Raw genomic sequence first — 26993 nt, forward strand, 5'->3', positions numbered from 1 at the left:
TGATGGTAGAGCAAATTAAAGATAAATTAGGTCGACCAATAAGAGATTTAAGATTATCTGTCACTGATAGATGTAATTTTAGATGTGATTATTGCATGCCAAAAGAAATATTTGGTGATGATTTTGTCTTTTTACCCAAAGAAGAATTATTAACATTCGAAGAGATGGTAAGAATATCTAAGCTTTACGCGCAATTGGGTGTTAAAAAAATAAGAATTACTGGTGGTGAACCACTACTACGTAGAAATCTTTACCAACTCATAGAGCAACTGAATCAAATTGAAGGTATAGAAGATATTGGATTGACTACAAATGGCTTACTATTAAAAAAACATGGTCAAAATTTATATAATGCAGGTTTAAGACGAATTAATATTAGTCTAGACGCGATAAATGATGAAGTTTTTCAAGCTATTAACAACCGAAATATTAAAGCATCTACAATACTAGAACAGATTGATTATGCTATATCAATAGGGTTTGAAATTAAGGTGAATGTAGTCATTCAAAAAGGCATTAATGATGATCAAATCATTCCGATGTTAGATTACTTTAAAGATAGAGGCATTGAAATCAGATTTATAGAGTTTATGGATGTTGGGAACGACAATGGTTGGGATTTCAGTAAAGTAGTAACTAAAGATGAAATGTTAAGTATGATAGAAGAACATTTTGATATAGAACCAGTAGAACCAAAATATTTTGGTGAGGTTGCAAAGTACTATAGACATAAAGATAATCAAGTGAAATTTGGATTGATTACAAGTGTTTCTCAGTCATTTTGTTCATCTTGTACTAGGGCACGTTTATCTTCAGATGGAAAATTTTATGGTTGTTTATTTGCAGAAGTAGAGGGGTTTGATGTCAAAGCTTTAATGCGATCAGGTGCAACAGATGCAATGTTATTAGAGCAATTTAAAGCACTATGGCATGTTAGAGATGATCGTTACTCTGATGAGCGAACTGAACAAACCGTTCAAAATAGAAAGCGTAATAAAATAAACATGAATTATATAGGCGGATAGCATTAAACTATAAAACTAATTATGAATAAAAGAAGACTCATATTTTAGAAACAATTATTCGATTAATGGATTTAAAACGTTTTGTGATATCTGTGCTTTTACATTTATTTACTTTTCAATATTAAAATCGTACTTTAAAATGATGTAATTCCAAACCAATTTTAGACTTAAATTTAATATTTGTAATAGATAAAATTCTAACAATGTTATATAATAAAGTTAAGCAATTTAATTGTACAATACAAACATCACATCTAAGAATCAACATAGGAGGCATTTTATTATGACAAATAAAGTACAAGGTTTTATTGCATCTGAAAGAGAGCTAAGTCAACTTAAGCATTGGTTGAAATCAACTTATCGTATTTCAATTGAAGAGTTTGTTGTATTATACAAAGTCTTTGAAGGAGAGAAAATAAGTGGAAAAGAATTAAGAGATACATTACATTTTGAAATGCTTTGGGATACAAGTAAAATTGATGTCATTATCCGTAAAATCTATAAAAAAGAACTTATTTCAAAACTACGTTCTGAAACAGACGAACGACAAGTCTATTATTTCTTCAATGCGTCACAAAAGAAATTAATTGATAAAATGATTAATGAAATAGAAGCGATTAGTATTGCAAACTAACTATATAATGAAAAAGAAAGCTAGAGAAGCCTTGTTAATGAGGTTTCTCTAGCTTTTTAAATTTAATAAAATTAGCTTGATTTAATCATTATTCATAAGAATACGTATGTCTAACTTTCTTACCATGTACCAAGAAGTATACAGCTGTAGTTAATAGACCTAATATAGCCATTGCGCCATAAATCTGACTATATGAAACCATATGCGTAAATAATCCTAAGAATGAAGGTCCAAAACCTACGCCGATATCTAGACCAATAAAATAAGTTGATGTGGCTAAGCCATATTTAGATGATGGTGAAACTTTTATAGAAATAGCTTGCATAGATGAAGAAAGGTTTCCATATCCTATACCTAGTAAAATACCAGCAAGTAATAATAAGCCACTGTTATAACTGAAAACTAAACAAATAAAACATAGTATTTGTGCAATGAATGCTGGGTAAACCACAACATTTTCATTTTTATTATCCATGAGACGGCCTGCTATAGGTCGTGTGACTAATGAAGCGATAGCATAGAAAATAAAGAAATAACTTGCTGCATTAACTAAGTCACGTTGTTCCGCAAACACTTGTAAATAAGTTAATATAGCTGCATAAGTTACACCAACTAACATCATCACAAATGCTACTGGAACTGCCTCTTTGGCGATAAAGTTATGGATACTGAACCCCTTAGGTTCTGAAGCATTATGACTGGGTTTAACAGTTTCAAAATCTATTTTAATGAATAAAGATAATAGTAAACCAATGATTCCTAATGCAATACATAAAGTGAATAGTACAGTGATTGAAAAGGCATTAAGCAGCAGAATACCAAAGAAAGGTCCTACGGCAGTACCTAATACTAAACTTAATGAAAATAAGCTGATACCTTCACTTTTACGAGTTTGAGGCGTTACATATGCTGCTATAGTTCCTGTAGCTGTAGTAGCAATCGCTGTCGCAATACCATTTATTAAACGTACAAACATTAAGAAATAAATATTACTTGGAATAAAATAAAGTGCTTGAGTTATTATCAAACAACTTAAACCAAATATTAATATCTTTTTAGGACCAAATAAATTTACATATTTACCTGTTCCAAAACGACCTATTAATGATCCTACAATAAATAAACCAACGACAAGGCCTGCTAAACTATCTGATGCATGATATTCAGTCTTACTATATCCAGCAATTACAACAATCAACAAATACATACATAAGTATACGAAAAAGTTTATGATGAAATTTAGATTGAAGCGTTTGGTAAAAATAGGTGCTTTAGTTGCTGACGATTCATTCATTCTTGACTCTCCTTTAGTATTGTTTCATAAATGATAGACATTGACTCGATAATTTTTGATAATTGTTGCTCATTAACACCTGATTTCTTAATAATTTCACTTTGTATTTCATTAACCTCTTTATTAATCGCGTTAAATAATTGCATGCCTTCTTCTGTTAAACTCAACCATTTTTGACGCTTGTCATTACCCGTTGTAAATGTGATCAATTCTTTTTCTAACAATACTTTGATAAACTTTCGTGTTGTTGGTTTCTCTATAGAACGACGGTAAGAAATGTTAACTAAAGTCGTCGGTTGGAATTGAGCTATGTCTTTTAATACAAGCCATTGACCAGTATGGATATCATATCGGTCCAATATTGGTTGTGTTAATTTAATATAAGGTCGATAAATACTTATAAAACTATTAAAAAAATCATTACTAATCATGAGTACACCCCAAAATATTATAAATTAGTTAGCTTGGCTAACCTTTTTAAACGCAAGCATTATTATAGGACTAAAAGCTATATTTTGCAATACTTTTTTGCTAGGTTTTAGAAGTAAATTATCGATACATTTGTTAAAATAAGGATTAAGAAATGTAAAAAGGAGCTCATAACATGGATTTGAAATTTGATCATATCATTCATTATATTGATCAATTAGAGCAATTTAAGTTTCCAGGTGAAGTTGTTAAACTCAATTCCGGAGGGAAACATCATAAATTTGGAACATTTAATAAATTGTCCTATATAAATGAAAATTACATAGAATTTTTAGATGTAGAAGACCAAGAGAAATTACAAAAATTAGCTAAAACCGAAGAGGGTAGAGTGTCATTTGCGACGAAAATAGCTCAAGATAACTTTAAACAAGGATTCAAAACAATATGTTTAAGAACAAGTAATATTGATGCGATTAAACAGACATTAGAAGATAGAAATATAGATGTCATTGGTCCTGTAAATATGGAAAGAGAAACTAAAAAAGGTGAAAAAATAACGTGGCGTCTTCTCTATATTGCTGATCCAAGTTATATGGTCAAACCACCATTCTTTATTCAATGGGATCAAGGAGACGCCAATCGACATGAACAACTAAAGTCGTTATATCAAACTCAATTTTCTATTGATATGATTATGGTTTCAAGTAGTAAGAGAGCTCAGACAGTTAAGAACTGGCAAAATTGGTTTGATATGGAAATAGTTGAAGAAACTGAGAAATATACGGATTTGATTTTGAAAGAAGACCAGATATATTTTCGTATTGAAGATGGTAAACAATCTGGTTATCATACCGTAGTGCTTAAGGATACTGAAGCTACGGCACCATATTCACTATATATTAGAGGTGCTAAATATCGATTCGAGCCGATTCATTAATATAGATAATTATAGGCACTTTGAATAATAATAGCGATATGAATAAAAACAACGATAACAGATATAACACTTAAGCAACTACACAAAGAAGTCGTTCTAATTAATAAAAATAGTATAGATAATACTAAAGTGAATATTGCTATGATGACTTTCAGACTAAAATAGTCAATGGTAAATCCACTTTGTACAGTAGTAATAATAGAAACAAGATTAAAAACAATGAACAATACAATGAGTGTTGGCCGCATTAAATACACTACTTTCCTTTAGAATTAGATAGTATATTATATCAAGATTAATCTAACTTTAAAAACGAATTAAACTTGATAAAAATACTCATCTAGTATCGATGGAAATAAAGTTAAATATTGAAGTTTAATCGTTAATGTGTTTTGTCGACACTTATATTCAGACGTTGTATAATTATAGGTATTGTTAATATAAAGGAGATATTATAAACCATGGAAAAGATGAATATCACTAATCAAGAACATGACGCATTTGTAAAATCTCATCCAAATGGCGATTTACTGCAACTTACGAAATGGGCAGAAACTAAGAAATTGACTGGATGGTATTCAAGAAGGATTGCGGTTGGTGAAAATGGTGAAATCAAAGGTGTTGGACAATTATTATTTAAGAAGATTCCTAAACTACCATTTACATTATGTTATGTTTCAAGAGGATTTGTAACAGATTATGATAACAAAGATGCGTTATCACAATTATTAGAAGAAGCGAAAAAAGTAGCTAAAGACGAAAAAGCCTATGCTATTAAAATAGATCCAGATGTTGAAGTCGAACATGGTGCAGAAGCATTGAAGAATTTACGTAACCTAGGCTTTAGACACAAAGGATTTAAAGAAGGATTATCTAAAGATTATATTCAACCTAGAATGACTATGATAACGCCAATAGATAAATCAGACGAAGATATTATCCAAAGTTTTGAAAGACGAAATCGTTCTAAAGTAAGACTTGCCCTTAAACGTGGTACAAAGGTTGAAAGAGCTGGCAGAGAAGGCTTAAAAACTTTTGCGCATTTAATGCAAATTACTGGTGAGCGTGATGGTTTCTTAACGCGTGACATTAGCTATTTTGAAAATATATATGATGCCTTACATGATGATGGTGATGCAGAACTATTCTTAGTTAAGTTAGAACCTAAACCGGTCCTTGAAACGGTAAACTCAGAAATAACAGATTTAGAAAATGAAATTGAAAAGCTTCAAAATAAAAAGCAAGACAAAAAAACATTAAATAAGATTAATGATGCAAATAACAAAATTAAAAAGTCTCAGGATTTAAAAAATGATTTGTTAGAACTTGAAAAAGAACATCCAGACGGCATTTATCTGTCAGGTGCATTATTAATGTTTGCAGGAAATAAATCATATTACTTATATGGTGCATCATCTAATGATTTCCGTGATTTTCTACCAAACCATCATATGCAATATACAATGATGAAATATGCGCGTGATCATGGTGCAACAACATATGACTTTGGCGGCACTGATAATAATCCTGACAAAGAGTCTGATCATTATGGATTATGGACGTTCAAAAAAGTATGGGGCACTTATTTAAGTGAAAAAATTGGTGAATTTGACTATGTTTTAAATCAACCATTGTATCAACTTATCGAACAAGTGAAACCTAAATTAACGAAAGCTAAAATTAAACTTTCACGAAAATTAAAACGTAAATAAATTTAACCATTTTATCTGAACGATTCTGTCTATAAAAGAACGTTCAGATTTTTTTGAATGAACATTGCAATTTATGCGTATCGAACTAAGACTAGAAATTAATAAAAGGGGACACTTGATAAATGATAAAAAAACTATTGCAATTTTCTCTTGGTAATAAATTCGCAATTTTCCTTATGGTATTACTTGTTATTTTAGGAGGCGTTTATGCTAGCGCTAAATTAAAGCTTGAATTATTACCAGATGTTGAAAATCCTATGATTTCTGTCCAAACAACAATGCCAGGTGCAACACCGCAAACGACACAAGATGAAATTAGTAGTAAAATTGATAGCCAAGTGAGATCGATGGCTTATGTTAAAAGTGTCAAAACAGAATCTATTCAAAATGCTTCTATAGTGACTGTTGAATATAATAATGACACAGATATGGATAAAGCAGAGGAACAATTAAAGAAGGAAATAGACAAAATCAAATTTAAAGATGGTGTCAGTGACCCTGAATTAACACGTAATTCGATGGATGCCTTTCCTATTATCGCATATTCTTTAACTGATAAAGATAATGATTTAAAATCGGTGACGAAAAAGTTAAATCAACAGCTTATTCCTAAATTACAAACAATTGATGGTGTACAAAATGCACAATTAAATGGTCAAACCAATCGTGAAGTGACATTAAAATTCAAACAAAAAGAGTTAGATAGTAAAGGTGTCACGGCAGACGATGTTGAAAACTATCTGAAGACTGCCACTAGGGAAACACCCTTAGGTTTATTCCAATTTGGAGATACAGACAAATCAATTGTTGTAGATGGTCAATTTACTTCTGTTGATGCATTTAAGAATCTAAAGATACCAGCGACGATTGCTGGTCAAGGACAAAGTAGCGAAAGCGGTAGTGCTGATAATCAAGATAGTGAAAGTTTAATGCCATCTGAACCATCATCAGCGAGTAGTTCAAAGCAAGGTTCATCTAGCTCAATGCCATCATTTAAATTAAAAGATGTAGCGGATATATCAGTTGGTGATGAACGTACATCAATTTCTAAAACAAATGGTAAGGATGCAGTTAACTTACAAATTACTAAAGCACAAGATGCTAATACTGTTCAAGTTGCCAAAGATGTACAGAAAAAAGTAGATGAATTTGAAAAAAATAATAGTGAAATGAAAGCCATTAAAACAATGGATACAGCAAAGCCTATTGAAGATTCATTATATACGATGATTGAAAAAGCAGCTTTAGGTACCATTGTAGCGATAGTAGTTATACTTTTATTCTTAAGAAATATAAGAACAACGGCCATTTCAATTGTTTCAATACCAATGTCAATCTTAATAGCATTAGTTGCACTTAAATTATCTAATGTATCATTAAATATATTGACATTAGGTGCCCTAACAGTAGCAATTGGACGTGTCATTGATGATTCTATTGTTGTTGTAGAAAATATATATAGACGCTTATCAGATAGAAATGAACAACTTAAAGGTGATTCACTTATTGTCAGTGCTACAACGGAAGTGTTTAAACCTATTCTATCTTCAACTCTTGTGACTATCATTGTATTCTTACCACTAGCATTCGTATCAGGATCAGTTGGTGAGATGTTCAGACCATTTGCATTAGCTATCACATTCAGTTTATTAGCGTCATTATTAGTATCTATTACTGTTGTTCCGGCATTAGGTTCAACATTGTTTAGAAAAGGAATTCAAACTAAACCTCAGAAACAAGCGCAAGGTGTAATCAGCACTGGTTATAAAAAGTTACTCAATTGGTCTCTCAATCATAAATGGATAGTTATTATCATTAGTATTGTTCTACTAGTAGGCAGCATTGGTCTAGGCGCGGCTAAACTAGGTACAAGCTACATTTCATCAGGTGATAATAAATTCATGGCGTTAACTTATACACCAAAACCTGGAGAAACTGAAAAATCGGTACTTGAACATGGTGAACAAGTTCAAAAATATCTTAAAACAAAAAATAAAGTAAAAACAGTACAATACTCAGTAGGTGGACCCACACCTTCTGATCCTACAGGAAGTACAAATAGTATGGCCTTGATGGTAGACTACGATAAAGACACACCTAACTTTGAGGAAGAACCAGATAAGGTCCTTAAGCATGTCGATTCCTTTAAACATCCAGGACAATGGAAAAACCAAGATTTAGGAACTGGTGCAGGTAATGATTCTATTGAAGTGACAGTTCAAGGACCTTCAACAGATGCGATTAAAGGTACAGTTCATAAAATAGAAAGTACAATGAAAGATGTTAAAGGCATCAATAATGTCAAATCCGACTTGTCAGAAACATATCAACAATATGAAGTCAAAGTCGACCAAAATAAAGCGGCTGATAATGGTATATCTGCTAGCCAGTTAGCTATGAATTTAAATGAAAACTTACCTGAAAAAACAGTTACGACAGTAAAGGAAAATGGTAAGAAAATTGATGTGAAAGTAAAACAAAACAAACAGACAGATTGGTCTCAAAGTAAATTAGAAAATATTAAATTGAAGAAACCAACGGGTGGAACAATTAAATTAAGTGAGATTGCCAAACTGGAAAAATCTTCAACACCAAGTAAACTAACACAAGAAGATGGTGACTATTCAACAACAGTTTCTGGTAAGATAACAAATAGCGATGTCGGTGGTACTTCTCAAAAAGTCATGTCAAAAGTCAATAAGATGGATAAACCACATGGTGTAAAAGTGAACGTTGGTGGTGCAACAGATGATATTAATTCTGCTATGTCTCAACTTGCGATAGCGATGTTAGCAGCAATTATTATAGTATATCTTATCTTAGTCATTACGTTTAAAGGTGGTTTAGCACCATTTACCATTTTATTCTCGTTACCATTTACGGTTATTGGCGTTGTGCTTTCACTTGTAATTACAGGCGAAACCATTTCAGTACCTAGTTTGATTGGTATGTTGATGTTAATTGGTATTGTAGTGACCAACGCAATCGTATTAATAGATAGAGTAATAAATAACGAAAAATCTGGAATGGATATGAAATCTGCATTAATAGAAGCAGGTGGCACAAGAATACGTCCTATTTTAATGACAGCCATTGCAACAATAGGTGCATTGGTACCATTACTCTTTGGGGAAGACAGTTCTATATTAATTTCTAAAGGTATGGCTGCAACAGTTATTGGAGGACTTATTTCTTCAACGATATTAACACTTATCGTTGTTCCGGTAATTTATGAAATATTATTTACACTTAAAGATAAAATATATCGAAAACTAAACAGAAAATAGTATGTAAAAAGCCTCTTATCCCAACTAAGGGATAAGAGGCTTAATTATTAATATAAAATTAAGGTTAGAATAATATAAATAACAAATAATCCAATGGATAAGATGTTTAATATGTTTACACCTTTTACATCATTTTTTAGTGATTTAAATGCTGTTACTTCAACATTACCAACTAACAGTAATAAGACTATGAATACCCACCAATTTTCATTTGGGAATTGCATTGTAGTAATAGCAACTACAAATAATAATAACACAGCCATGATTATTCTTAAGATTCTAGTAAATATAGAATTCATTTTGAATATACTTATGTAACTTACAATTAAGTATAGTAAAGGTAATAAGATTAAGTATAATTTCATGAATTGACATCCTTTCTATTTCGAATTTATATTAGCACGTTCTATTACTTATGACTAGGATGTCTTTAATAAAAAATGTAATGATATTGTGACACCACAAACACTATTGTTCATTTATTTGCTTTCTCACCATAGCCATCTCTTTTTCGATTTCTTCTAATTGATTAACTAGTGGATCGATATTTTGATTTAATGACTCACGTTTTTCCAAATCACCTTGTAGGCGCGTGTAATCATATTTAAGTTCAGCTAATTTAGATTCTAAATTCATTCAAAGACAACTCCTTTATTTTTAATTTTACAGAGTATTTAAATTATATCATGAAACAAAGTGGTTCTAAAATTTATAGCAAATGTGTTAAAGTTATCAATTGTAAGAGTTGAGATACGTGAAAGAAGGGTTGGTATGACGGAGCAATTTGTAATGATTATTCTTTTAATCGCTTTAGGGTACTTTTTAAAGCGAATTAATTATTTAAAAGCAACGGATAGTCAAGTACTTTCCACTTTAGTTTTAAATGTAACCCTACCTTCTTTAGTGATTGTTAATTTGAATCATGCTGATTTAAATCCATCGTTTTCGATATTGCCTGTTATGATGATTATTTACGGAGTATTAGCTAAAATTATCGTTATTTGGTGTTTTCGAAAATATAATAATCAAATGCGTGGTTCAGTAGGTATGATGATTGGTTCTATGAATATTGGGTTATTTGCTTATCCACTTGTAGATGCTATTTGGCCGGGAACGGGTATGGTTTATTTTGGAATGGTTGATATTGGTGGAGCAGTAATTATGTTCGGTCTAACTTACTTTGTTGGTAGTTATTATAGTGAGGGAAGCGACCAGTTTAACTTTAAATTTTTAGGACTAAAACTAATTCAATCGGTTCCGCTAGTTACATACATTGTTATGTTTACGTTAAATATGGCTAATATACATTTACCAAAAGTAGCCATAGATTTCTTTTCAATTTTAGGTAAAGCCAATATGCCAATGTCTATGATTTTATTAGGTGTTATGCTGAGCTTTACAATTGATCGAGCGTATTTACCTATTGCAATCAAATACCTATGTCTACATTACGGAATTGGCTTAGGTGCAGGACTTCTTGTACATTATTTCTTACCGGTATCTGATCAAATGATTAAAACAACATTATTAATCACATGGTTATTACCTGTAGGAGTGGCGATTATACCTTATTCAATTCAATTTAAATACAAAACGTTACCTTTAATAGGGATGGTTACTAATTTAACGATTGTCATTAGTATTATTATATTATATATGTATCAAGCATTCTTTGTTTCATAGTCATTTTGTCACAGAACTAAAATAAAAACCATGCAATACAAGCAAACATAGTGTTATTAAATAACATATATTGTGCATGTATATTGCATGGTTTATTTTTTTGATTTAGCCTTTACCACCCATAAATGCAGGATAGTTTGTCATACCACCATCAACATAAATGGTAGTACCATGAACATAATGAGCTAAATCTGATGCTAAGAATAAAGCTACATTAGCAATGTCTTGAGCATCACCAATTTCTTTGGCAGGAATCATTTCTAATGTTTCTGCACGTGTTTTTGGGTCAGAGAATTTTTCTTTGGTATGTTCAGTAACAATAGCCCCAGGAGATATATTGTTAATTCTGATACCAAACTGAGCATATTCCATCGACATTGTTTCCATCATTAATTTTAATCCACCTTTACTAGAAGCGTAATGGACGTAATTAGGCCATGGAATTGTGTCGTGAACACTTGAAGTATTAATGATAACACCTTGTTTATCTTCATCTCTGAATTGTTTTATCGCTTCTCTTGAACCGATAAAAGCGCCAGTTAAGTTAATATCTATAACTTTTTGCCATTCTTCAAGCGTCATTTCATGAGTTGGTGTTGGTTTTTCAAAACCAGCATTATTAATCATAATATCTAACGTTCCAAAATGATTAACGGTTTGTTTAATTAAGTTGATCACATCTTCTTCTTTTGATACATCACCTTGAACAAGTAAAGCATCTCCACCAGCTTGTTTGATTATATCTACTGATTCTTGTAAAGAATCATCATGTTTATCAGAGCGATAGTTAAGTACAACTTTGGATTTAGCTTTACCAAAGTTTTCTGCAAATGATTTTCCAATACCACTACCGGCTCCTGTAATAATGACTACTTTATTTTCTAAGTCTTTAAACATTTAAGAGCCTCCTATAAATAAATTATTTTAGATTACCTAAAATAATAGCAGCAATGATAATAAGGATAATACCTGACCATATCCCTGTCATCTGACGACTGTCTTTTTTCTCTCCTAAGATAAAGATACCGCCAAGTGTAGATACGATAACTAATAATTGAGATAATGAAAAACTAGTTGCAACGCCTACTTTAGGTTGTGAATAGAACATAAATAAGTTACCGATTGCCCATACTACACCAGGAATAAGGTTTAAGGCAGTAGACTTGATTGATGTTTTATGATTCATTGATAAAATGAATCCACCAATTGCCATTCCGACTGATTGGAAGAATAGCGCTTTAGTACCACTAACATTAAAGATATCTCCTAATACAACATAACCAACATAACCAACTGTTGAAATTAAAAGAATACCCATTGCTTTTTTGAACTCTGGATCGTCAGATTTTCCTTCGTTTTTAGCTTTTAATGATGTTAATGCTATACCTGCGACTAATAGCACCATGGATAATAGACCGAATACAACTTGTACCATAGTACTCCATTCACCAAGGAAAATAACACTAAATAGAGTGGTGCCGACCAACTGCATGCCAGTTGAGATAGGCATTGTTTTAGATACACCAATTAAATTAACAGATTTTAATTGGTTCCCTTGACCGAATGCCCAAAGAGCACCAGAGAATAATCCAACTATAATGACTGTTAAATCGTCAAATGCTGCATTACCAGTTAAAAGTAAACAAATACCTACAATGAGTGCACCTAAAGTGGTACCTCTGATTTGGTTATAGGGGCCACCACCAACGAAAACATTGATAATAACAACACTACCCCAAAATAGTGCTGGTAACAATGCTATTAAAATATCAAGAAACTGCATATGTTTCTCACTCTCCTAAATTACGAATTAAGTGCTCCCCTTAATAACACTTGGAGTTAATTCTAAAACAAATTGATAGAATAGTAAAAAACATCGCTCGAATATTGGTTTGCTGCATTAAAAAAATACATCCCCCAATTATAGGAAGATGTATAATAGACATTTTTAATTATCGGTATTATTAACTGTTTCATGTATATGTTGTGGTTCTAATTTATATTTTTTGTATTCGTAGTTCGTTTTAAAACCTAATTCGTTAAATCGTTCCACAAGTCTACTGTTTTTATTACGTATTTTGAAATAAACTTTGCGCAAATCAAAATGAATAAATGCATAATTTAATGCGTATTCTAATAAATCAAAGGCGATACCCTTCATACGATAATCAATATGTGAACTGAAATACTTTATTTCAGCACTAGCTTGTTGCGTATTAACGTCTAAATATAAATAACCTTTTAATAAACCTTCACTAACGAATAGGAATAATCGATGTGTCTCATCAATACTATTTATGATGTCATTTGCATCCATAGCATCGTGTTTGAATGTTTTTTGATGCATACGTGAAAATGCACGATAAAATCCTTTTTGGTATTCAATAATATTTTGTTCACTTCCTAGATCGCCTATATCTTGATGAGCTTCTAAATAATAGTCTGTGAAATTATAACTCGCTTGAATTTGTTTAACGAAAGGTTTATATGTTTGTACGCCTTCTTCGAATGAAAAATTATATACCGCATAATCAGGTTGCCCAGCTATCATAGTGTCAAATAATTGTTGGAATAATTCCGGAGACAATGTGTAATTTGCTTCTATAAATGGACCAATAACTTTGAATTTATAAGTTTCATATGGAATTGCAAAAATTAGTGCTTTGATTTGGCTATCTTCAATAATGGCAAATGCGCCAGGATGATTAATTGCTTCTTCTAATAATTGATCAAATTCAGTAAATTGTTGAGGTATTTTATATAAATAGGAAGTTACTTGGTAATCAGAAGTTTCAATGAAAGATTTTATTTCTTTTGGGTCATTCAACTGAATAATGTCCATAATCCTACCTCCGTAACATAGTGATTAATATAATTATATGGGTAATTACAAATAAATGAAAGTTAATTGATACATGTACATGTTACAATTAATGTAATCCATTAAACATAATTATTATAGACATTAAAAAAGCTTAAATCTATATTTATTATAGTTAAATAAGAAAGGGAATTATCACAAATGCAATCATTAATTTTAGCAGAAAAACCTTCAGTTGCACGAGATATTGCAAGTGCACTTAATATAAATCAGAAAAGGAATGGTTATTTTGAAAATAATCAATATATTGTAACTTGGGCACTAGGTCATCTAGTTACGAATGCAACACCTGAACAATATGACAAGGCTTTTCAGGAATGGAAACTTGAAGATTTACCAATCATTCCGAAACAAATGAAAACAGTAGTGATTGGCAAAACAAGTAAACAATTTAAAACAGTAAAGTCATTAATGCAAAAAGACAATGTTAATGAAATAATCATTGCCACAGATGCTGGTAGAGAAGGGGAGCTCGTTGCAAGACTTATTTTAGATAAAGTTGGAAACAAAAAACCTATTAAGCGATTATGGATAAGTTCAGTAACTAAGAAAGCTATTAAAGATGGTTTTAATCATCTAAAAGATGGCCGTCAATATCAACACTTATACGAAGCAGCACTAGCAAGAAGTGAGGCAGATTGGGTAGTTGGTATCAATGCAACAAGAGCTTTGACAACAAAATATGATGCACAATTATCTTTAGGTCGAGTTCAAACGCCTACCATTCAATTGGTTCAATCTCGTCAAAATGAAATTAATGAATTTAAACCGCAAACATACTATACATTAACAATTAAAGTAGACGGGTTTGAGTTTAATTTTGATTCTGGGCAACGTCGAGTCACTGACCAACAAGAACTTAAATCAATAGTAGATGATATAAAAAATAAAAAGGGTCAAATAGAAAATGTAGTATCAAAACATAAAAAGACTTACCCTAGATCTTTATATAACTTAACGGATTTACAACAAGATGCTTATCATCGCTATAAGATGGGACCAAAAGAAACGTTAAATACTTTACAGAATTTATATGAAAGACATAAATTAGTTACATATCCGCGTACTGATTCTAATTATTTAACAACCGATATGGTGTCAACTATAAAAGAAAGATTACAAGCATTATTGGCGACAGAATATAAAGAAAATATAAGAGCATTAATGTCTCAATCTTATTCTACTAAAATGAATATATTTAATAACCAAAAAGTTTCTGATCACCATGCAATCATTCCAACCGAAATAAGACCTGACTTATCTCAATTAAGTAATAGAGAAATGAAAATCTATATGTTAATAGTAGAAAGATTTCTTGAAAGTTTAATGCCACCATATGAATATCAACATATTAAAGTGCATTTAGTAGTAGGTCAGTTCAAATTTGTATTAAACGAAAATGTCACAACTCAATTAGGGTTTAAAGCATTGAAACAACAAGAAACAGAAATTGTTACTCAGAATCCTTTTAAAAATAACCAAACAGTTAATATACAACATACCGATATTAAGTCACATCAAACAACACCGCCAGATTATTTTAATGAAGGAACATTATTAAAAGTTATGGAAAGTCCTCAGAATTATATACATTTGGATGATAAAAAACACGTACATACACTTAAAGAAGCGGGGGGTATTGGGACTGTTGCCACACGAGCTGATATTATTGAAAAGCTCTTCAATATGAATGCAATTGAATCAAGAGATGGCAAAATTAAAGTAACATCAAAAGGTAAACAAATTTTAGAGCTTGCACCATCAAAATTAACATCACCATTATTAACGGCTGAATGGGAAGAAAAATTACTATTAATTGAAAAAGGAAAATATAATAAGCAGCAATTTATAAAAGAGATGAAGGAATTTACGACTGAAATTGTAAACATTATTAAGAATAGTGAACAGAAATACAAACACGATAATTTAACCACTACCGAATGTCCTACATGTGGTAAATTTATGATTAAAGTCAAAACCAAAAATGGTCAAATGTTAGTTTGCCAAGATCCAACATGTAAAACAAAGAAAAATATTCAAAGAAAAACAAACGCGCGTTGTCCAAACTGTAAAAAGAAAATGACTTTATTTGGTAGAGGAAAAGATGCAACATATAGATGTGTATGTGGTCATTCAGAAACCCAAGCGCAGATGGATAAACGTATGAAAGAAAAATCGAGTGGTAAAGTATCCAAAAAAGAAATGAAAAAATATATGAATCAACAAGAAGAACTTGATAATAATCCGTTTAAAGATGCTTTAAAAAATCTAAAATTATAAATAAATTCGAACAAAAACGTGCCGAAAATTATGAAAGTTCGTATTTAGTATTGTCTTTTTAGAAAATTGGTATTAAAATATTAAAGTATTTCAAAAAAAGGAGCATTAGCCGTGAAAAAATACTTCAAGTTCGATGAATATGGTACAAACTTTAAAAGAGAAATCTTGGGTGGTATCACTACTTTCTTATCAATGGCGTATATTTTAGCAGTAAATCCACAAGTTTTAAGTTTAGCAGGAGTTAAGGGTGTATCTGCAGATATGAAGATGGATCAAGGAGCCATTTTTGTAGCAACTGCCTTAGCAGCATTTGTAGGTTCATTATTTATGGGCCTTATTGCTAAGTATCCAATTGCGTTAGCACCAGGAATGGGATTAAATGCATTCTTCGCATTTACAGTTGTTTTAACAATGGGCATTCCTTGGAAAGTCGGTTTAACAGGCGTTTTATTCTCGGGTATCTTCTTCGCGATTTTGACCGTCACTGGTCTTCGAGAGATTATCATTAACGCGATTCCGTATCAAATGAAAATGGCCGTCTCAGCTGGGATAGGATTGTTTATCACCTTTGTCGGTTTACAAAGTTCAGGTATCATTGTTAAAAATGATTCAACATTAGTCACACTTGGTCATTTAACAAAAGCGCCAGTGTTATTAGCAATATTTGGTATTGTAATTACAGTAGTATTATATGCAAAAAAAGTACCAGGTTCTATATTTATTGGTATGATTATCACTGCCATAGTTGGTATGATTACAGGTCAAATTCATACACCTACTGGCGTTGTTGGTCAAATTCCTAGTATCAAACCAACATTTGGTGCTGCATTTGAAGCATTTAAAGATCCAGGACAATTATTTACGATACAATTCTTAATTGTCATTTTAACTTTCTTATTTATAGATTTCTTTGATACAGCAGGTACTTTAGTTGCAGTAGCAACTCAAGCCGGTATCATGAAAGATAATAAATTACCGAGAGCAGGTAGAGCTTTATTCTCAGACTCACTAGCAACAATTGTAGGTGCTATTTTCGGTACTACAACAACTACATCTTACATTGAATCAACTTCAGGTGTAGCAGTAGGTGCTAGAACAGGTTTTGCCAGTATTGTAACTGGATTCTGTTTCTTATTAGCATTATTCTTTAGTCCATTAATCGCTGTAGTTACAAGTGCGGTTACAACGCCAGCACTTGTCGTAGTAGGTGTGTTAATGGCAGCGAATTTTGCTGAAATCAATTGGAAACGATTCGAAGTTGCAGTTCCAGCATTTATTACAATTATCATGATGCCTTTATCATATTCAATAGCTACTGGTATTGCATGTGGATTTATATTCTATCCAATTACTATGTTAATTAGTAAAAGACATAAAGAAGTACATCCGATTATGTATGTATTAATGGTATTATTCATTTTATACTTCGTATTCGTACATGGCTAAATAAAAAGGACGTTCACACCAACATGAGTGTGAACGTCTTTTTTAGATTGAAGTAATAAGATATCTATTTAGATTTATGACCATCTTTATATTGTGTATAGATGACTCTTGCGTTTTTATTCGGAATGTACGTTGGCGCAGCTAGTACAATAAAGACAAAGAAAATCATCAATACAAACAATGCCCAATGAATAATCATACCTACAAAAGGAATAAATGCGACAAACGATCCAATGATCCCAAGTATCGGAATAATCACCATAGGTTTAATAGTATTTTGAGTATCTACTAATAATATTATAGTAAGAATTAGATATAAAAATGCATTAAATAATAATGGCTGCCATCCAAAGCTTACAATAACGCTGCCACCTAAAAATGGAATGCCGTAAAAGAATTCGCAAATGATTAAAAATAATCCAATAATTGCTAGGGTTAGTTTAATACCGTTTTTCATTTAATTCACCCCCGTTCTCTTCTATTATAATAAAAAGAAACTAAAGTTAGTATTAAAAAGTTTATAACAGACAAAATGAAAATAGAAATAAAGTAAAAAAATTCCCTAAAACGGTTGAATAAGCAATACATTTAAAGTACAATAACAAAGTATGTGTTAGACAAAACAGAAAAAAGTTAGTGAAAACCATTGATTTATCAGTGTTTTTCATGTAACATATCTAATGTTGGACTTTAAGAAACGCGATGAAGCGAAAGGTTACTGACACACCCGGCCGCTTTGCCATGGCGCTGTGTGAGATAGTTTTCGTGGAGAAGTCTATCACTTAAATGTAGACGAATAAGGAGGGAAAATTATGGCAAAACAAAAAATCAGAATCAGATTAAAAGCTTATGATCACCGCGTGATTGATCAATCAGCAGAGAAAATTGTTGAAACTGCTAAACGTTCTGGTGCAGATGTTTCTGGACCAATTCCGTTACCAACTGAAAAGTCAGTTTATACAATCATCCGTGCCGTGCATAAGTACAAAGATTCACGTGAACAATTCGAACAACTTACTCATAAACGTTTAATCGATATTGTTAACCCAACACCAAAAACAGTTGATGCTCTTATGGGCTTAAACTTACCATCTGGTGTAGACATCGAAATCAAATTATAATAGAAAAATTTAGGAGGTGGACTTTCGATGACCAAAGGAATCTTAGGAAGAAAAATCGGGATGACACAAGTGTTTGGAGAAAACGGTGAATTAATCCCAGTTACAGTAGTAGAAGCAGGACAAAACGTTGTATTACAAAAGAAAACTGAAGAAGTTGATGGTTACAACGCAATCCAAGTAGGATTTGAAGATAAAAAAGCATACAAAAAAGGTTCTAAAACTAATAAATATGCTAATAAACCAGCTGAAGGTCATGCTAAAAAAGCTGACACAGCACCTAAGCGCTTCATTCGTGAATTCAGAAACGTTAACGTTGATGAATACGAAGTAGGTCAAGAAGTCTCAGTTGATACATTCGAAACTGGTGACATCATTGATGTTACAGGCGTTTCAAAAGGTAAAGGTTTCCAAGGTGCTATTAAACGTCACGGACAAGCTCGTGGACCAATGGCACACGGTTCTCATTTCCACAGAGCACCAGGTTCTGTAGGTATGGCTTCAGATGCTTCAAGAGTATTTAAAGGTCAAAAAATGCCAGGCCGTATGGGTGGAAACACAGTTACTGTACAAAACCTAGAAGTAGTACAAGTTGACACTGAAAACAGTGTAATCTTAGTAAAAGGTAATGTACCTGGACCTAAAAAAGGTTTAGTAGAAATTTCAACTTCAATTAAATCAATTAAAAAAGGTAATAAATAATTAACAAGCGAAAGGAGGAAAATGCATAATGGCTAATTATGATGTTTTAAAAGTAGACGGATCAAAAAGTGGTTCAGTTGAATTAAGCGATGCAGTATTTGCAATCGAACCTAATAATAGCGTTCTATTTGAAGCTATTAATTTACAACGTGCTTCATTACGTCAAGGTACACATTCTGTTAAAAACCGTTCAGCAGTACGTGGCGGTGGACGTAAACCATGGAGACAAAAAGGAACAGGTCGTGCTCGTCAAGGTACAATCCGTGCACCACAATGGCGTGGCGGTGGCGTTGTATTCGGACCAACTCCAAGAAGTTATGGTTACAAAATGCCTAAGAAAATGCGTCGTTTAGCATTACGTTCTGCATTATCATTCAAAGTTAAAGAAAATGGATTCACAGTTGTAGATGCATTCGGTTTCGATGCACCAAAAACAAAAGAATTCAAAAATGTTTTAACTACATTAGAACAACCTAAAAAAGTCTTAGTAGTTGTTGAAAACGAAGATGTAAATGTTGAATTATCAGCACGTAACATCCCAGGTGTTCAAGTAACAACTGCTCAAGGTTTAAATGTATTAGATATCACAAGCGCTGACAGTGTTGTAATCACTGAAGCTGCTGCTAAAAAAGTTGAGGAGGTGCTCGGATAATGGAAGCTAGAGATATTCTTAAGCGCCCCGTAATCACTGAGAAATCTTCAGAAGCAATGGCAGAAGATAAATATACATTCGATGTTGATACTCGTGCTAACAAAACACAAGTTAAAATTGCTGTTGAAGAAATCTTCGACGTAAAAGTTGATAATGTAAACATCATCAACTACAAACCTAAGAAAAAGCGTATGGGCCGTTACCAAGGCTACACAAATAAAAGAAGAAAAGCGATTGTAAAACTTAAAGAAGGTTCAATCGACTTATTCAACTAAAAAAACATTACCAATAAGGAGGTAAACGACAATGGCTCTTAAAAAGTATAAGCCAATAACTAATGGTCGTCGTAATATGACTTCATTAGATTTCGCTGAAATTACGAAAACTACACCAGAAAAGTCATTATTACAACCGCTACCGAAAAGAGCGGGACGTAACAACCAAGGTAAATTGACTGTTCGCCATCATGGTGGAGGACATAAACGTCAATACCGTGTTATCGATTTCAAACGTAACAAAGACGGCATCAACGCTAAAGTTGATTCTATCCAATATGATCCAAACCGTTCAGCTAACATTGCATTATTAGTATATGCTGATGGTGAAAAACGTTATATTATCGCACCTAAAGGATTACAAGTAGGTCAAACAGTTGAAAGTGGTGCTGAAGCAGATATCAAAGTAGGTAATGCTTTACCATTACAAAATATTCCTGTTGGTACAGTAATCCACAATATCGAGTTAAAACCTGGTAAAGGTGGACAAATCGCTCGTTCAGCTGGTGCTAGCTCACAGGTATTAGGTAAAGAAGGTAAATATGTATTAATCAGATTACGCTCTGGTGAAGTTCGTATGATTCTTTCAACTTGCCGTGCTACTATTGGTCAAGTTGGTAATATCCAACACGAACTAGTAAATGTTGGTAAAGCTGGACGTTCAAGATGGAAAGGTATCCGCCCTACAGTTCGTGGTTCTGTAATGAACCCTAACGATCACCCACACGGTGGTGGTGAAGGTCGTGCACCAATCGGTAGACCATCTCCAATGTCACCTTGGGGTAAACCTACGCTTGGTAAGAAAACACGTCGTGGTAAAAAATCATCAGACAAACTTATCGTTCGTGGACGTAAGAAAAAATAATAAAATTAACTTATTTGGGTGTGCGGCGTAACAGCTGCACGCACAGAATAAGAAGGGAGGCGCCCAAATGGCTCGTAGTATTAAAAAAGGACCTTTCGTCGATGATCACTTAATGAAAAAAGTTGAAGCACAAGACGGAAGTGAAAAAAAACAAGTAATTAAAACATGGTCTCGTCGTTCTACAGTTTTCCCAAATTTCATTGGTCATACTTTCGCAGTATACGATGGACGTAAACATGTACCTGTATATGTTACAGAAGATATGGTAGGTCACAAATTAGGTGAATTCGCACCAACTCGTACATTTAAAGGTCATGCTGTTGACGATAAAAAAACAAGAAGATAATTTTTAATAAGTAGAGGAGGAAATCCTAATGGAAGCAAAAGCGGTTGCTAGAACAATAAGAATCGCACCTCGTAAAGTAAGATTAGTTCTTGACTTAATTAGAGGTAAAAATGCTGGAGAAGCTATTGCAATTTTAAAATTAACAAACAAAGCTTCATCTCCAGTTATCGAAAAAGTATTAATGTCCGCTTTAGCTAATGCTGAACATAACTACGACATGAACACAGATGAATTAGTAGTTAAAGAAGCTTACGCTAACGAAGGACCAACTTTAAAACGTTTCCGCCCACGTGCGCAAGGACGTGCAAGTGCGATCAACAAACGTACAAGCCACATTACAATCGTCGTAAGTGACGGTAAAGAAGAAGCTAAAGAAGCTTAATAACTTTCTAAGGAGGGAATACTGTGGGTCAAAAAATTAATCCAATCGGACTTCGTGTTGGAATTATCCGTGATTGGGAAGCAAAATGGTATGCTGAAAAAGATTTCGCTTCACTATTACACGAAGATTTAAAAATCCGTAAATTTATTGATAATGAATTAAAAGAAGCATCAGTTTCTCACGTAGATATCGAACGTGCTGCAAACCGTATTAATATCGCAATTCATACTGGTAAACCTGGTATGGTAATTGGTAAAGGCGGTTCTGAAATTGATAAACTTCGTAACAAATTAAACGCTTTAACTGATAAAAAAGTACACATCAACGTAATTGAAATTAAGAAAATTGATATCGATGCAAGATTAGTTGCTGAAAATATCGCACGTCAATTAGAAAACCGTGCTTCATTCCGTCGTGTACAAAAACAAGCTATTACAAGAGCTATGAAACTTGGTGCTAAAGGTATTAAAACTCAAGTATCAGGTCGTTTAGGCGGAGCTGATATTGCTCGTGCTGAACAATATTCTGAAGGAACTGTTCCACTTCATACATTACGTGCTGACATCGATTATGCACACGCTGAAGCAGATACTACTTATGGTAAATTAGGCGTTAAAGTATGGATCTATCGTGGAGAAGTTCTTCCTACTACTAAGAACACTAGTGAAGGAGGAAAATAATCATGTTACTACCAAAACGTGTTAAATATCGTCGTCAACATCGTCCTAAAACAACTGGTCGTTCAAAAGGCGGTAACTATGTAACATTTGGTGAGTATGGTTTACAAGCAACTACAACGTCTTGGATCACTTCTCGTCAAATCGAATCAGCTCGTATTGCAATGACTCGTTATATGAAACGTGGTGGGAAAGTTTGGATCAAAATCTTCCCTCATACACCATATACTAAAAAACCTTTAGAAGTACGTATGGGTGCCGGTAAAGGTGCGGTTGAAGGCTGGATCGCAGTCGTTAAACCTGGTAGAATTTTATTCGAAGTCGCTGGTGTACAAGAAGAAGTTGCACGCGAAGCACTACGTTTAGCAAGTCACAAACTTCCAGTAAAAACTAAGTTTGTAAAACGTGAAGAATTGGGTGGTGAAACAAATGAAAGCTGAGGAAATTAGAGACTTAACCACTTCAGAAATCGAAGAACAAATCAAATCTTCAAAAGAAGAGCTTTTTAACCTACGCTTTCAGTTAGCTACAGGTCAATTAGAAGAAACTGCACGTATTCGCACAGTAAGAAAAACGATTGCACGTCTAAAAACTGTTGCTCGTGAAAGAGAAATTGAACAAAGTAAGGCTAATCAATAATTAATTGAAAGAGGAGGTTACAAAAGTGAGCGAAAGAAATGATCGTAAAGTTTATGTAGGTAGAGTTGTTTCTGACAAAATGGACAAGACAATTACAGTACTTGTTGAAACTTACAAAACACACAAATTATACGGCAAACGAGTAAAATACTCAAAAAAATACAAAACTCATGATGAAAACAATTCAGCTAAATTAGGAGACATTGTTAAAATTCAAGAAACTCGTCCTTTATCAGCAACAAAACGTTTTCGTTTAGTAGAAATTGTTGAAGAGTCAGTAATTATTTAATTCAAGATTAGAGATAAGGGAGGTTTAACTAATGATCCAACAAGAGACACGTTTAAAAGTAGCAGACAACTCTGGTGCTCGTGAAGTTCTTACAATCAAAGTATTAGGTGGATCTGGTCGCAAAACAGCGAACATCGGCGATGTTATCGTATGTACTGTTAAAAATGCAACACCAGGTGGCGTTGTTAAAAAAGGCGATGTTGTCAAAGCTGTTGTAGTACGTACTAAATCAGGTGTACGCCGTAACGATGGTTCATATATCAAATTTGACGAAAATGCATGTGTTATCATTCGTGATGACAAAGGCCCACGTGGTACTCGTATCTTTGGTCCTGTTGCTCGTGAATTACGTGAAGGTAACTTCATGAAAATCGTATCATTAGCACCAGAAGTACTATAAAATCAATTAACCAAAATATATAAGGAGGTGCCCACATGCATATCAAAAAAGGTGACAACGTAAAAGTTATCGCAGGTAAAGACAAAGGTAAAGAAGGTAAAGTAGTAGCTACTGAACCTAAACGTGACCGTGTCGTTGTGGAAGGTGTTAACGTTATTAAAAAACACCAAAAACCAACTCAATTAAACCCTGAAGGTGGAATTTTAGAAACAGAGGCAGCTATCCATGTTTCTAACGTACAATTATTAGACCCTAAAACAAACGAACCAACACGTGTAGGTTACAAATTTGTTGATGGTAAAAAAGTTCGTATTGCAAAAAAATCTGGCGAAGAAATTAAATCTAATAATTAATTACTAGTTGAAAGGAGGATCCACTTTGAACCGTTTAAAAGAAAAATTCAATTCTGAAGTTACTGAGAACTTAGTAAAGAAATTTAACTATAGTTCAGTAATGGAAGTACCTAAAATTGACAAAATCGTAGTGAACATGGGTGTAGGTGACGCTGTTCAAAACTCTAAAGTGTTAGATAACGCTGTTGAAGAGTTAGAATTAATCACTGGTCAAAAACCATTAGTAACTAAAGCTAAAAAATCAGTTGCAACATTCCGTTTACGTGAAGGTATGCCAATCGGTGCGAAAGTTACACTTCGCGGAGAAAGAATGTATGAATTCTTAGACAAACTAATTTCAGTATCACTACCACGTGTACGTGACTTCCAAGGTGTTTCTAAAAAAGCATTCGATGGTCGCGGTAACTACACATTAGGTGTTAAAGAACAATTAATTTTCCCTGAAATCGATTATGATAAAGTAAGCAAAGTAAGAGGAATGGATATTGTTATCGTAACTACTGCTAACACTGACGAGGAAGCTCGTGAATTGTTATCAAACTTCGGTATGCCATTTCGTAAATAATCTCTAAAAGGAGGCTAATTAAGTGGCTAAAACTTCAATGGTTGCTAAGCAACAAAAAAAACAAAAATTCGCAGTTCGTGAATACACTCGTTGTGAACGCTGTGGTCGTCCACATTCTGTATATCGTAAATTTAAATTATGCCGTATTTGTTTCCGTGAATTAGCTTACAAAGGCCAAATTCCTGGCGTACGCAAAGCTAGCTGGTAATAAACAAGAGTCTGAAAGGAGGCAACAATCAATGACAATGACAGATCCAATCGCAGATATGCTAACTCGTGTAAGAAACGCAAACATGGTTCGTCACGATAAATTAGAATTACCTGCGTCTAATATCAAAAAAGAAATTGCTGAAATCTTAAAAAACGAAGGTTTCATTAAAAACGTTGAATACGTAGAAGACGATAAGCAAGGTGTTATTCGTTTATTCTTAAAATATGGTCAAAACAATGAACGTGTTATCACAGGATTAAAACGTATTTCAAAACCAGGTTTACGTGTTTATGCTAAAGCTAACGAAGTACCAAAAGTACTTAATGGTTTAGGTATTGCATTAGTATCAACTTCTGAAGGTGTTATCACTGATAAAGAAGCAAGAAAACGTAATGTTGGTGGAGAAATTATCGCATACGTTTGGTAATAAATAATAAGGAGGTGCCATAACATGAGTCGTGTTGGTAAGAAAATTATTGACATCCCTAGTGACGTAACAGTAACTTTTGACAAAAACAATGTAACTGTTAAAGGTCCAAAAGGTGAATTATCAAAAACATTAAACGAAAGAATGACATTCAAACAAGAAGAAAACACAATTGAAGTTGTAAGACCATCTGATTCTAAAGATGACAGAACAGATCATGGTACAACTCGTGCTTTATTAAATAATATGGTACAAGGTGTTTCTCAAGGTTTCGAAAAAACGCTTGAACTTGTTGGTGTAGGTTACCGTGCTCAAATGCAAGGTAATGATTTAGTACTTAACGTTGGTTACTCTCACCCAGTTGAAATTAAAGCCGAAGATGGAATTACTTTCGCTGTAGAGAAAAACACAACTGTTAAAGTTTCTGGTGTATCTAAAGAGCAAGTTGGGGCAATCGCTTCTAACATCCGTTCAGTAAGACCTCCAGAACCTTATAAAGGTAAAGGTATTCGTTACCAAGGTGAATACGTACGCCGTAAAGAAGGTAAAACTGGTAAATAATAGATAACACTCTACAGAAAGGAGTATTGAAATGATCAGTAAAATTGATAAAAATAAAGTGCGTTTGAAAAGACATTCACGTGTTCGTACTAAATTATCAGGTACAGCTGAAAAGCCACGTTTAAATGTATATCGTTCAAACAAACACATTTACGCACAAATCATTGATGATGTTAAAGGCGAAACATTAGCTCAAGCTTCATCTAAAGATAAAGATATTGCTAACGAATCAGCTACAAAAGTTGATTTATCAACAAAAGTTGGCGAAACAATTGCTAAAAAAGCAAGTGATAAAGGAATTAAAGAAATCGTATTCGATCGTGGAGGTTACTTATACCACGGACGCGTTAAAGCATTAGCAGAAGCTGCTAGAGAAAACGGTTTAGAATTTTAATTTAAAGGAGGGACAAATACATGGCTCGTAGAGAAGAAGAAACGAAAGAATTTGAAGAACGCGTTGTTACAATCAATCGTGTTGCTAAAGTTGTTAAAGGTGGACGTCGTTTCCGTTTCACTGCATTAGTAGTAGTGGGAGACAAAAATGGTCGTGTAGGTTTCGGTACTGGTAAAGCACAAGAGGTACCAGAAGCAATCAAAAAAGCTGTAGAAGCAGCTAAAAAAGATTTAGTTGTAGTTCCACGTGTTGAAGGTACTACACCTCACACAATCACTGGCCGTTATGGTTCAGGTAGTGTATTCATGAAACCTGCAGCTCCTGGTACTGGTGTTATCGCTGGTGGACCAGTTCGTGCGGTATTAGAATTAGCAGGTATCACTGATATCTTAAGTAAATCATTAGGTTCAAACACACCAATTAACATGGTTCGTGCAACTTTAAATGGTTTACAAAACCTTAAAAACGCTGAAGATGTTGCGAAATTACGCGGCAAAACAGTTGAAGAATTATATAATTAAGGAGGGAA

The 26993-nt window shown here is 33.1% G+C and carries 35 protein-coding genes; 27 read left to right on the forward strand and 8 right to left on the reverse strand.

Annotation, left to right across the window (positions count from 1 at the left end; all coding sequences use genetic code 11):
- Positions 1 to 2 precede the first annotated feature (2 nt).
- Positions 3 to 1025, forward strand: a complete 1023-nt coding sequence (gene moaA / locus P7F85_RS03145) for a GTP 3',8-cyclase MoaA (RefSeq protein ID WP_031464035.1) — start codon at positions 3 to 5, stop codon at positions 1023 to 1025.
- A 283-nt stretch (positions 1026 to 1308) separates the two neighbouring features.
- Complete coding sequence (locus P7F85_RS03150; RefSeq protein ID WP_002465440.1) at positions 1309 to 1659, forward strand: SarA family transcriptional regulator; 351 nt, start codon at positions 1309 to 1311, stop codon at positions 1657 to 1659.
- An 88-nt stretch (positions 1660 to 1747) separates the two neighbouring features.
- On the opposite strand, the gene P7F85_RS03155 is transcribed toward P7F85_RS03150, so the two are convergent.
- Both P7F85_RS03155 and P7F85_RS03160 read right to left on the reverse strand, forming a co-directional pair.
- On the reverse strand, positions 1748 to 2953 hold the full coding sequence (locus tag P7F85_RS03155) for an MFS transporter (protein ID WP_002465434.1): 1206 nt from the start codon (positions 2951 to 2953) through the stop codon (positions 1748 to 1750).
- A complete protein-coding gene (locus P7F85_RS03160; protein WP_002465446.1) occupies positions 2950 to 3384 on the reverse strand; it encodes a MarR family winged helix-turn-helix transcriptional regulator in 435 nt (144 codons plus the stop codon). The genes P7F85_RS03155 and P7F85_RS03160 overlap by 4 nt, the downstream gene beginning before the upstream one ends.
- Positions 3385 to 3557: 173 nt before the next feature.
- Between P7F85_RS03160 and P7F85_RS03165 the strand changes: the two genes are divergently transcribed.
- The 3 genes from P7F85_RS03165 to P7F85_RS03175 all read left to right on the forward strand — a co-directional run bounded on the left by P7F85_RS03165 (position 3558) and on the right by P7F85_RS03175 (position 9318).
- A complete protein-coding gene (locus P7F85_RS03165; protein ID WP_002465442.1) occupies positions 3558 to 4319 on the forward strand; it encodes a VOC family protein in 762 nt (253 codons plus the stop codon).
- Between the two features lie 461 nt (positions 4320 to 4780).
- On the forward strand, positions 4781 to 6031 hold the full coding sequence (locus P7F85_RS03170) for a lipid II:glycine glycyltransferase FemX (RefSeq protein WP_002466510.1): 1251 nt from the start codon (positions 4781 to 4783) through the stop codon (positions 6029 to 6031).
- 122 nt (positions 6032 to 6153) lie between these two features.
- Positions 6154 to 9318, forward strand: coding sequence for an efflux RND transporter permease subunit (locus P7F85_RS03175; protein WP_002466480.1), 3165 nt, complete (start codon positions 6154 to 6156; stop codon positions 9316 to 9318).
- A gap of 47 nt (positions 9319 to 9365) precedes the next feature.
- Here the strand turns inward: P7F85_RS03175 and mspA are convergent, their stop codons facing one another.
- On the reverse strand, positions 9366 to 9683 hold the full coding sequence (mspA, locus tag P7F85_RS03180) for a membrane stabilizing protein MspA (protein WP_015364788.1): 318 nt from the start codon (positions 9681 to 9683) through the stop codon (positions 9366 to 9368).
- A 103-nt stretch (positions 9684 to 9786) separates the two neighbouring features.
- On the reverse strand, positions 9787 to 9954 hold the full coding sequence (locus P7F85_RS03185) for an SE1832 family protein (protein ID WP_002466504.1): 168 nt from the start codon (positions 9952 to 9954) through the stop codon (positions 9787 to 9789).
- A 135-nt stretch (positions 9955 to 10089) separates the two neighbouring features.
- Here P7F85_RS03185 and P7F85_RS03190 point away from each other — a divergent pair, with 135 nt between their 5' ends.
- Positions 10090 to 11001: an AEC family transporter gene (locus P7F85_RS03190; RefSeq protein WP_002466477.1), complete on the forward strand. Its 912-nt coding sequence runs from the start codon at positions 10090 to 10092 to the stop codon at positions 10999 to 11001.
- 105 nt (positions 11002 to 11106) lie between these two features.
- Here the strand turns inward: P7F85_RS03190 and P7F85_RS03195 are convergent, their stop codons facing one another.
- The 3 genes from P7F85_RS03195 to P7F85_RS03205 all read right to left on the reverse strand — a co-directional run bounded on the left by P7F85_RS03195 (position 11107) and on the right by P7F85_RS03205 (position 13843).
- Complete coding sequence (locus P7F85_RS03195; RefSeq protein ID WP_031464033.1) at positions 11107 to 11898, reverse strand: glucose 1-dehydrogenase; 792 nt, start codon at positions 11896 to 11898, stop codon at positions 11107 to 11109.
- Positions 11899 to 11920: 22 nt separating this feature from the next.
- Positions 11921 to 12784, reverse strand: a complete 864-nt coding sequence (locus P7F85_RS03200) for a GRP family sugar transporter (protein ID WP_002466496.1) — start codon at positions 12782 to 12784, stop codon at positions 11921 to 11923.
- Between the two features lie 165 nt (positions 12785 to 12949).
- Positions 12950 to 13843: a GNAT family N-acetyltransferase gene (locus P7F85_RS03205; protein ID WP_002466515.1), complete on the reverse strand. Its 894-nt coding sequence runs from the start codon at positions 13841 to 13843 to the stop codon at positions 12950 to 12952.
- A gap of 180 nt (positions 13844 to 14023) precedes the next feature.
- Here P7F85_RS03205 and P7F85_RS03210 point away from each other — a divergent pair, with 180 nt between their 5' ends.
- Both P7F85_RS03210 and P7F85_RS03215 read left to right on the forward strand, forming a co-directional pair.
- A complete protein-coding gene (locus P7F85_RS03210) occupies positions 14024 to 16162 on the forward strand; it encodes a DNA topoisomerase III (RefSeq protein WP_002466483.1) in 2139 nt (712 codons plus the stop codon).
- A 111-nt stretch (positions 16163 to 16273) separates the two neighbouring features.
- Positions 16274 to 17608: an NCS2 family permease gene (locus P7F85_RS03215; RefSeq protein ID WP_002466521.1), complete on the forward strand. Its 1335-nt coding sequence runs from the start codon at positions 16274 to 16276 to the stop codon at positions 17606 to 17608.
- Positions 17609 to 17672: 64 nt separating this feature from the next.
- Here the strand turns inward: P7F85_RS03215 and P7F85_RS03220 are convergent, their stop codons facing one another.
- Positions 17673 to 18065 carry a hypothetical protein gene (locus P7F85_RS03220; RefSeq protein WP_002466522.1) on the reverse strand — a complete coding sequence of 131 codons (393 nt, stop codon included), beginning with the start codon at positions 18063 to 18065 and terminating at the stop codon, positions 17673 to 17675.
- 355 nt (positions 18066 to 18420) lie between these two features.
- Between P7F85_RS03220 and rpsJ the strand changes: the two genes are divergently transcribed.
- From rpsJ to rpsE, 19 genes are all read left to right on the forward strand, one after another.
- Positions 18421 to 18729, forward strand: coding sequence for a 30S ribosomal protein S10 (gene rpsJ / locus P7F85_RS03225; RefSeq protein ID WP_038399529.1), 309 nt, complete (start codon positions 18421 to 18423; stop codon positions 18727 to 18729).
- Between the two features lie 27 nt (positions 18730 to 18756).
- A complete protein-coding gene (rplC, locus tag P7F85_RS03230) occupies positions 18757 to 19428 on the forward strand; it encodes a 50S ribosomal protein L3 (protein ID WP_002450526.1) in 672 nt (223 codons plus the stop codon).
- Positions 19429 to 19456: 28 nt separating this feature from the next.
- Positions 19457 to 20080, forward strand: coding sequence for a 50S ribosomal protein L4 (gene rplD, locus P7F85_RS03235; protein ID WP_002450525.1), 624 nt, complete (start codon positions 19457 to 19459; stop codon positions 20078 to 20080).
- Positions 20080 to 20355: a 50S ribosomal protein L23 gene (gene rplW, locus P7F85_RS03240; protein ID WP_002450524.1), complete on the forward strand. Its 276-nt coding sequence runs from the start codon at positions 20080 to 20082 to the stop codon at positions 20353 to 20355. The genes rplD and rplW overlap by 1 nt, the downstream gene beginning before the upstream one ends.
- Positions 20356 to 20386: 31 nt before the next feature.
- A complete protein-coding gene (gene rplB, locus P7F85_RS03245) occupies positions 20387 to 21220 on the forward strand; it encodes a 50S ribosomal protein L2 (RefSeq protein ID WP_002450523.1) in 834 nt (277 codons plus the stop codon).
- A 67-nt stretch (positions 21221 to 21287) separates the two neighbouring features.
- Complete coding sequence (gene rpsS / locus P7F85_RS03250) at positions 21288 to 21566, forward strand: 30S ribosomal protein S19 (protein WP_002450522.1); 279 nt, start codon at positions 21288 to 21290, stop codon at positions 21564 to 21566.
- Between the two features lie 28 nt (positions 21567 to 21594).
- On the forward strand, positions 21595 to 21948 hold the full coding sequence (rplV, locus tag P7F85_RS03255; RefSeq protein WP_001829734.1) for a 50S ribosomal protein L22: 354 nt from the start codon (positions 21595 to 21597) through the stop codon (positions 21946 to 21948).
- A 23-nt stretch (positions 21949 to 21971) separates the two neighbouring features.
- Positions 21972 to 22628 (forward strand): 30S ribosomal protein S3, encoded by a 657-nt coding sequence (gene rpsC, locus P7F85_RS03260; protein ID WP_002450521.1) that lies wholly within the window; start codon positions 21972 to 21974, stop codon positions 22626 to 22628.
- Between the two features lie 2 nt (positions 22629 to 22630).
- Positions 22631 to 23065 carry a 50S ribosomal protein L16 gene (gene rplP, locus P7F85_RS03265; protein WP_002450520.1) on the forward strand — a complete coding sequence of 145 codons (435 nt, stop codon included), beginning with the start codon at positions 22631 to 22633 and terminating at the stop codon, positions 23063 to 23065.
- Positions 23055 to 23264, forward strand: coding sequence for a 50S ribosomal protein L29 (gene rpmC / locus P7F85_RS03270; protein WP_046464419.1), 210 nt, complete (start codon positions 23055 to 23057; stop codon positions 23262 to 23264). Before rplP ends, rpmC begins: the two co-directional genes overlap by 11 nt.
- Before the next feature lie 25 nt (positions 23265 to 23289).
- Positions 23290 to 23553, forward strand: coding sequence for a 30S ribosomal protein S17 (rpsQ, locus tag P7F85_RS03275; protein ID WP_002432741.1), 264 nt, complete (start codon positions 23290 to 23292; stop codon positions 23551 to 23553).
- Positions 23554 to 23584: 31 nt separating this feature from the next.
- Complete coding sequence (gene rplN / locus P7F85_RS03280) at positions 23585 to 23953, forward strand: 50S ribosomal protein L14 (protein ID WP_002466492.1); 369 nt, start codon at positions 23585 to 23587, stop codon at positions 23951 to 23953.
- A gap of 35 nt (positions 23954 to 23988) precedes the next feature.
- Positions 23989 to 24306, forward strand: a complete 318-nt coding sequence (gene rplX / locus P7F85_RS03285; protein ID WP_002466469.1) for a 50S ribosomal protein L24 — start codon at positions 23989 to 23991, stop codon at positions 24304 to 24306.
- Positions 24307 to 24331: 25 nt separating this feature from the next.
- Complete coding sequence (gene rplE, locus P7F85_RS03290; protein WP_002466470.1) at positions 24332 to 24871, forward strand: 50S ribosomal protein L5; 540 nt, start codon at positions 24332 to 24334, stop codon at positions 24869 to 24871.
- A 22-nt stretch (positions 24872 to 24893) separates the two neighbouring features.
- Complete coding sequence (locus P7F85_RS03295; RefSeq protein ID WP_001829713.1) at positions 24894 to 25079, forward strand: type Z 30S ribosomal protein S14; 186 nt, start codon at positions 24894 to 24896, stop codon at positions 25077 to 25079.
- A 31-nt stretch (positions 25080 to 25110) separates the two neighbouring features.
- The gene (gene rpsH, locus P7F85_RS03300) at positions 25111 to 25509 is read left to right on the forward strand and encodes a 30S ribosomal protein S8 (protein WP_002450517.1); all 399 of its coding nucleotides are present in this window, start codon (positions 25111 to 25113) and stop codon (positions 25507 to 25509) included.
- Between the two features lie 24 nt (positions 25510 to 25533).
- The gene (rplF, locus tag P7F85_RS03305; RefSeq protein ID WP_002450516.1) at positions 25534 to 26070 is read left to right on the forward strand and encodes a 50S ribosomal protein L6; all 537 of its coding nucleotides are present in this window, start codon (positions 25534 to 25536) and stop codon (positions 26068 to 26070) included.
- A gap of 31 nt (positions 26071 to 26101) precedes the next feature.
- Complete coding sequence (rplR, locus tag P7F85_RS03310; protein WP_002450515.1) at positions 26102 to 26464, forward strand: 50S ribosomal protein L18; 363 nt, start codon at positions 26102 to 26104, stop codon at positions 26462 to 26464.
- Positions 26465 to 26484: 20 nt separating this feature from the next.
- Complete coding sequence (rpsE, locus tag P7F85_RS03315; RefSeq protein WP_002450514.1) at positions 26485 to 26985, forward strand: 30S ribosomal protein S5; 501 nt, start codon at positions 26485 to 26487, stop codon at positions 26983 to 26985.
- Positions 26986 to 26993: the final 8 nt, after the last annotated feature.

This window comes from Staphylococcus sp. aM, assembly GCF_052975125.1.

Excerpts from the sequence above, each read along its gene's own strand:
- moaA (WP_031464035.1), top strand. The coding sequence starts at position 3 with ATGGTAGAGCAAATTAAAGATAAATTAGGTCGACCAATAAGAGATTTA.
- P7F85_RS03150 (WP_002465440.1), top strand. The coding sequence starts at position 1,309 with ATGACAAATAAAGTACAAGGTTTTATTGCATCTGAAAGAGAGCTAAGT.
- P7F85_RS03155 (WP_002465434.1), bottom strand. The coding sequence starts at position 2,953 with ATGAATGAATCGTCAGCAACTAAAGCACCTATTTTTACCAAACGCTTC.
- P7F85_RS03160 (WP_002465446.1), bottom strand. The coding sequence starts at position 3,384 with ATGATTAGTAATGATTTTTTTAATAGTTTTATAAGTATTTATCGACCT.
- P7F85_RS03165 (WP_002465442.1), top strand. The coding sequence starts at position 3,558 with ATGGATTTGAAATTTGATCATATCATTCATTATATTGATCAATTAGAG.
- P7F85_RS03170 (WP_002466510.1), top strand. The coding sequence starts at position 4,781 with ATGGAAAAGATGAATATCACTAATCAAGAACATGACGCATTTGTAAAA.
- P7F85_RS03175 (WP_002466480.1), top strand. The coding sequence starts at position 6,154 with ATGATAAAAAAACTATTGCAATTTTCTCTTGGTAATAAATTCGCAATT.
- mspA (WP_015364788.1), bottom strand. The coding sequence starts at position 9,683 with ATGAAATTATACTTAATCTTATTACCTTTACTATACTTAATTGTAAGT.
- P7F85_RS03185 (WP_002466504.1), bottom strand. The coding sequence starts at position 9,954 with ATGAATTTAGAATCTAAATTAGCTGAACTTAAATATGATTACACGCGC.
- P7F85_RS03190 (WP_002466477.1), top strand. The coding sequence starts at position 10,090 with ATGACGGAGCAATTTGTAATGATTATTCTTTTAATCGCTTTAGGGTAC.
- P7F85_RS03195 (WP_031464033.1), bottom strand. The coding sequence starts at position 11,898 with ATGTTTAAAGACTTAGAAAATAAAGTAGTCATTATTACAGGAGCCGGT.
- P7F85_RS03200 (WP_002466496.1), bottom strand. The coding sequence starts at position 12,784 with ATGCAGTTTCTTGATATTTTAATAGCATTGTTACCAGCACTATTTTGG.
- P7F85_RS03205 (WP_002466515.1), bottom strand. The coding sequence starts at position 13,843 with ATGGACATTATTCAGTTGAATGACCCAAAAGAAATAAAATCTTTCATT.
- P7F85_RS03210 (WP_002466483.1), top strand. The coding sequence starts at position 14,024 with ATGCAATCATTAATTTTAGCAGAAAAACCTTCAGTTGCACGAGATATT.
- P7F85_RS03220 (WP_002466522.1), bottom strand. The coding sequence starts at position 18,065 with ATGAAAAACGGTATTAAACTAACCCTAGCAATTATTGGATTATTTTTA.
- rpsJ (WP_038399529.1), top strand. The coding sequence starts at position 18,421 with ATGGCAAAACAAAAAATCAGAATCAGATTAAAAGCTTATGATCACCGC.
- rplC (WP_002450526.1), top strand. The coding sequence starts at position 18,757 with ATGACCAAAGGAATCTTAGGAAGAAAAATCGGGATGACACAAGTGTTT.
- rplD (WP_002450525.1), top strand. The coding sequence starts at position 19,457 with ATGGCTAATTATGATGTTTTAAAAGTAGACGGATCAAAAAGTGGTTCA.
- rplW (WP_002450524.1), top strand. The coding sequence starts at position 20,080 with ATGGAAGCTAGAGATATTCTTAAGCGCCCCGTAATCACTGAGAAATCT.
- rplB (WP_002450523.1), top strand. The coding sequence starts at position 20,387 with ATGGCTCTTAAAAAGTATAAGCCAATAACTAATGGTCGTCGTAATATG.
- rpsS (WP_002450522.1), top strand. The coding sequence starts at position 21,288 with ATGGCTCGTAGTATTAAAAAAGGACCTTTCGTCGATGATCACTTAATG.
- rplV (WP_001829734.1), top strand. The coding sequence starts at position 21,595 with ATGGAAGCAAAAGCGGTTGCTAGAACAATAAGAATCGCACCTCGTAAA.
- rplP (WP_002450520.1), top strand. The coding sequence starts at position 22,631 with ATGTTACTACCAAAACGTGTTAAATATCGTCGTCAACATCGTCCTAAA.
- rpmC (WP_046464419.1), top strand. The coding sequence starts at position 23,055 with ATGAAAGCTGAGGAAATTAGAGACTTAACCACTTCAGAAATCGAAGAA.
- rplN (WP_002466492.1), top strand. The coding sequence starts at position 23,585 with ATGATCCAACAAGAGACACGTTTAAAAGTAGCAGACAACTCTGGTGCT.
- rplX (WP_002466469.1), top strand. The coding sequence starts at position 23,989 with ATGCATATCAAAAAAGGTGACAACGTAAAAGTTATCGCAGGTAAAGAC.
- rpsH (WP_002450517.1), top strand. The coding sequence starts at position 25,111 with ATGACAATGACAGATCCAATCGCAGATATGCTAACTCGTGTAAGAAAC.
- rplF (WP_002450516.1), top strand. The coding sequence starts at position 25,534 with ATGAGTCGTGTTGGTAAGAAAATTATTGACATCCCTAGTGACGTAACA.
- rplR (WP_002450515.1), top strand. The coding sequence starts at position 26,102 with ATGATCAGTAAAATTGATAAAAATAAAGTGCGTTTGAAAAGACATTCA.
- rpsE (WP_002450514.1), top strand. The coding sequence starts at position 26,485 with ATGGCTCGTAGAGAAGAAGAAACGAAAGAATTTGAAGAACGCGTTGTT.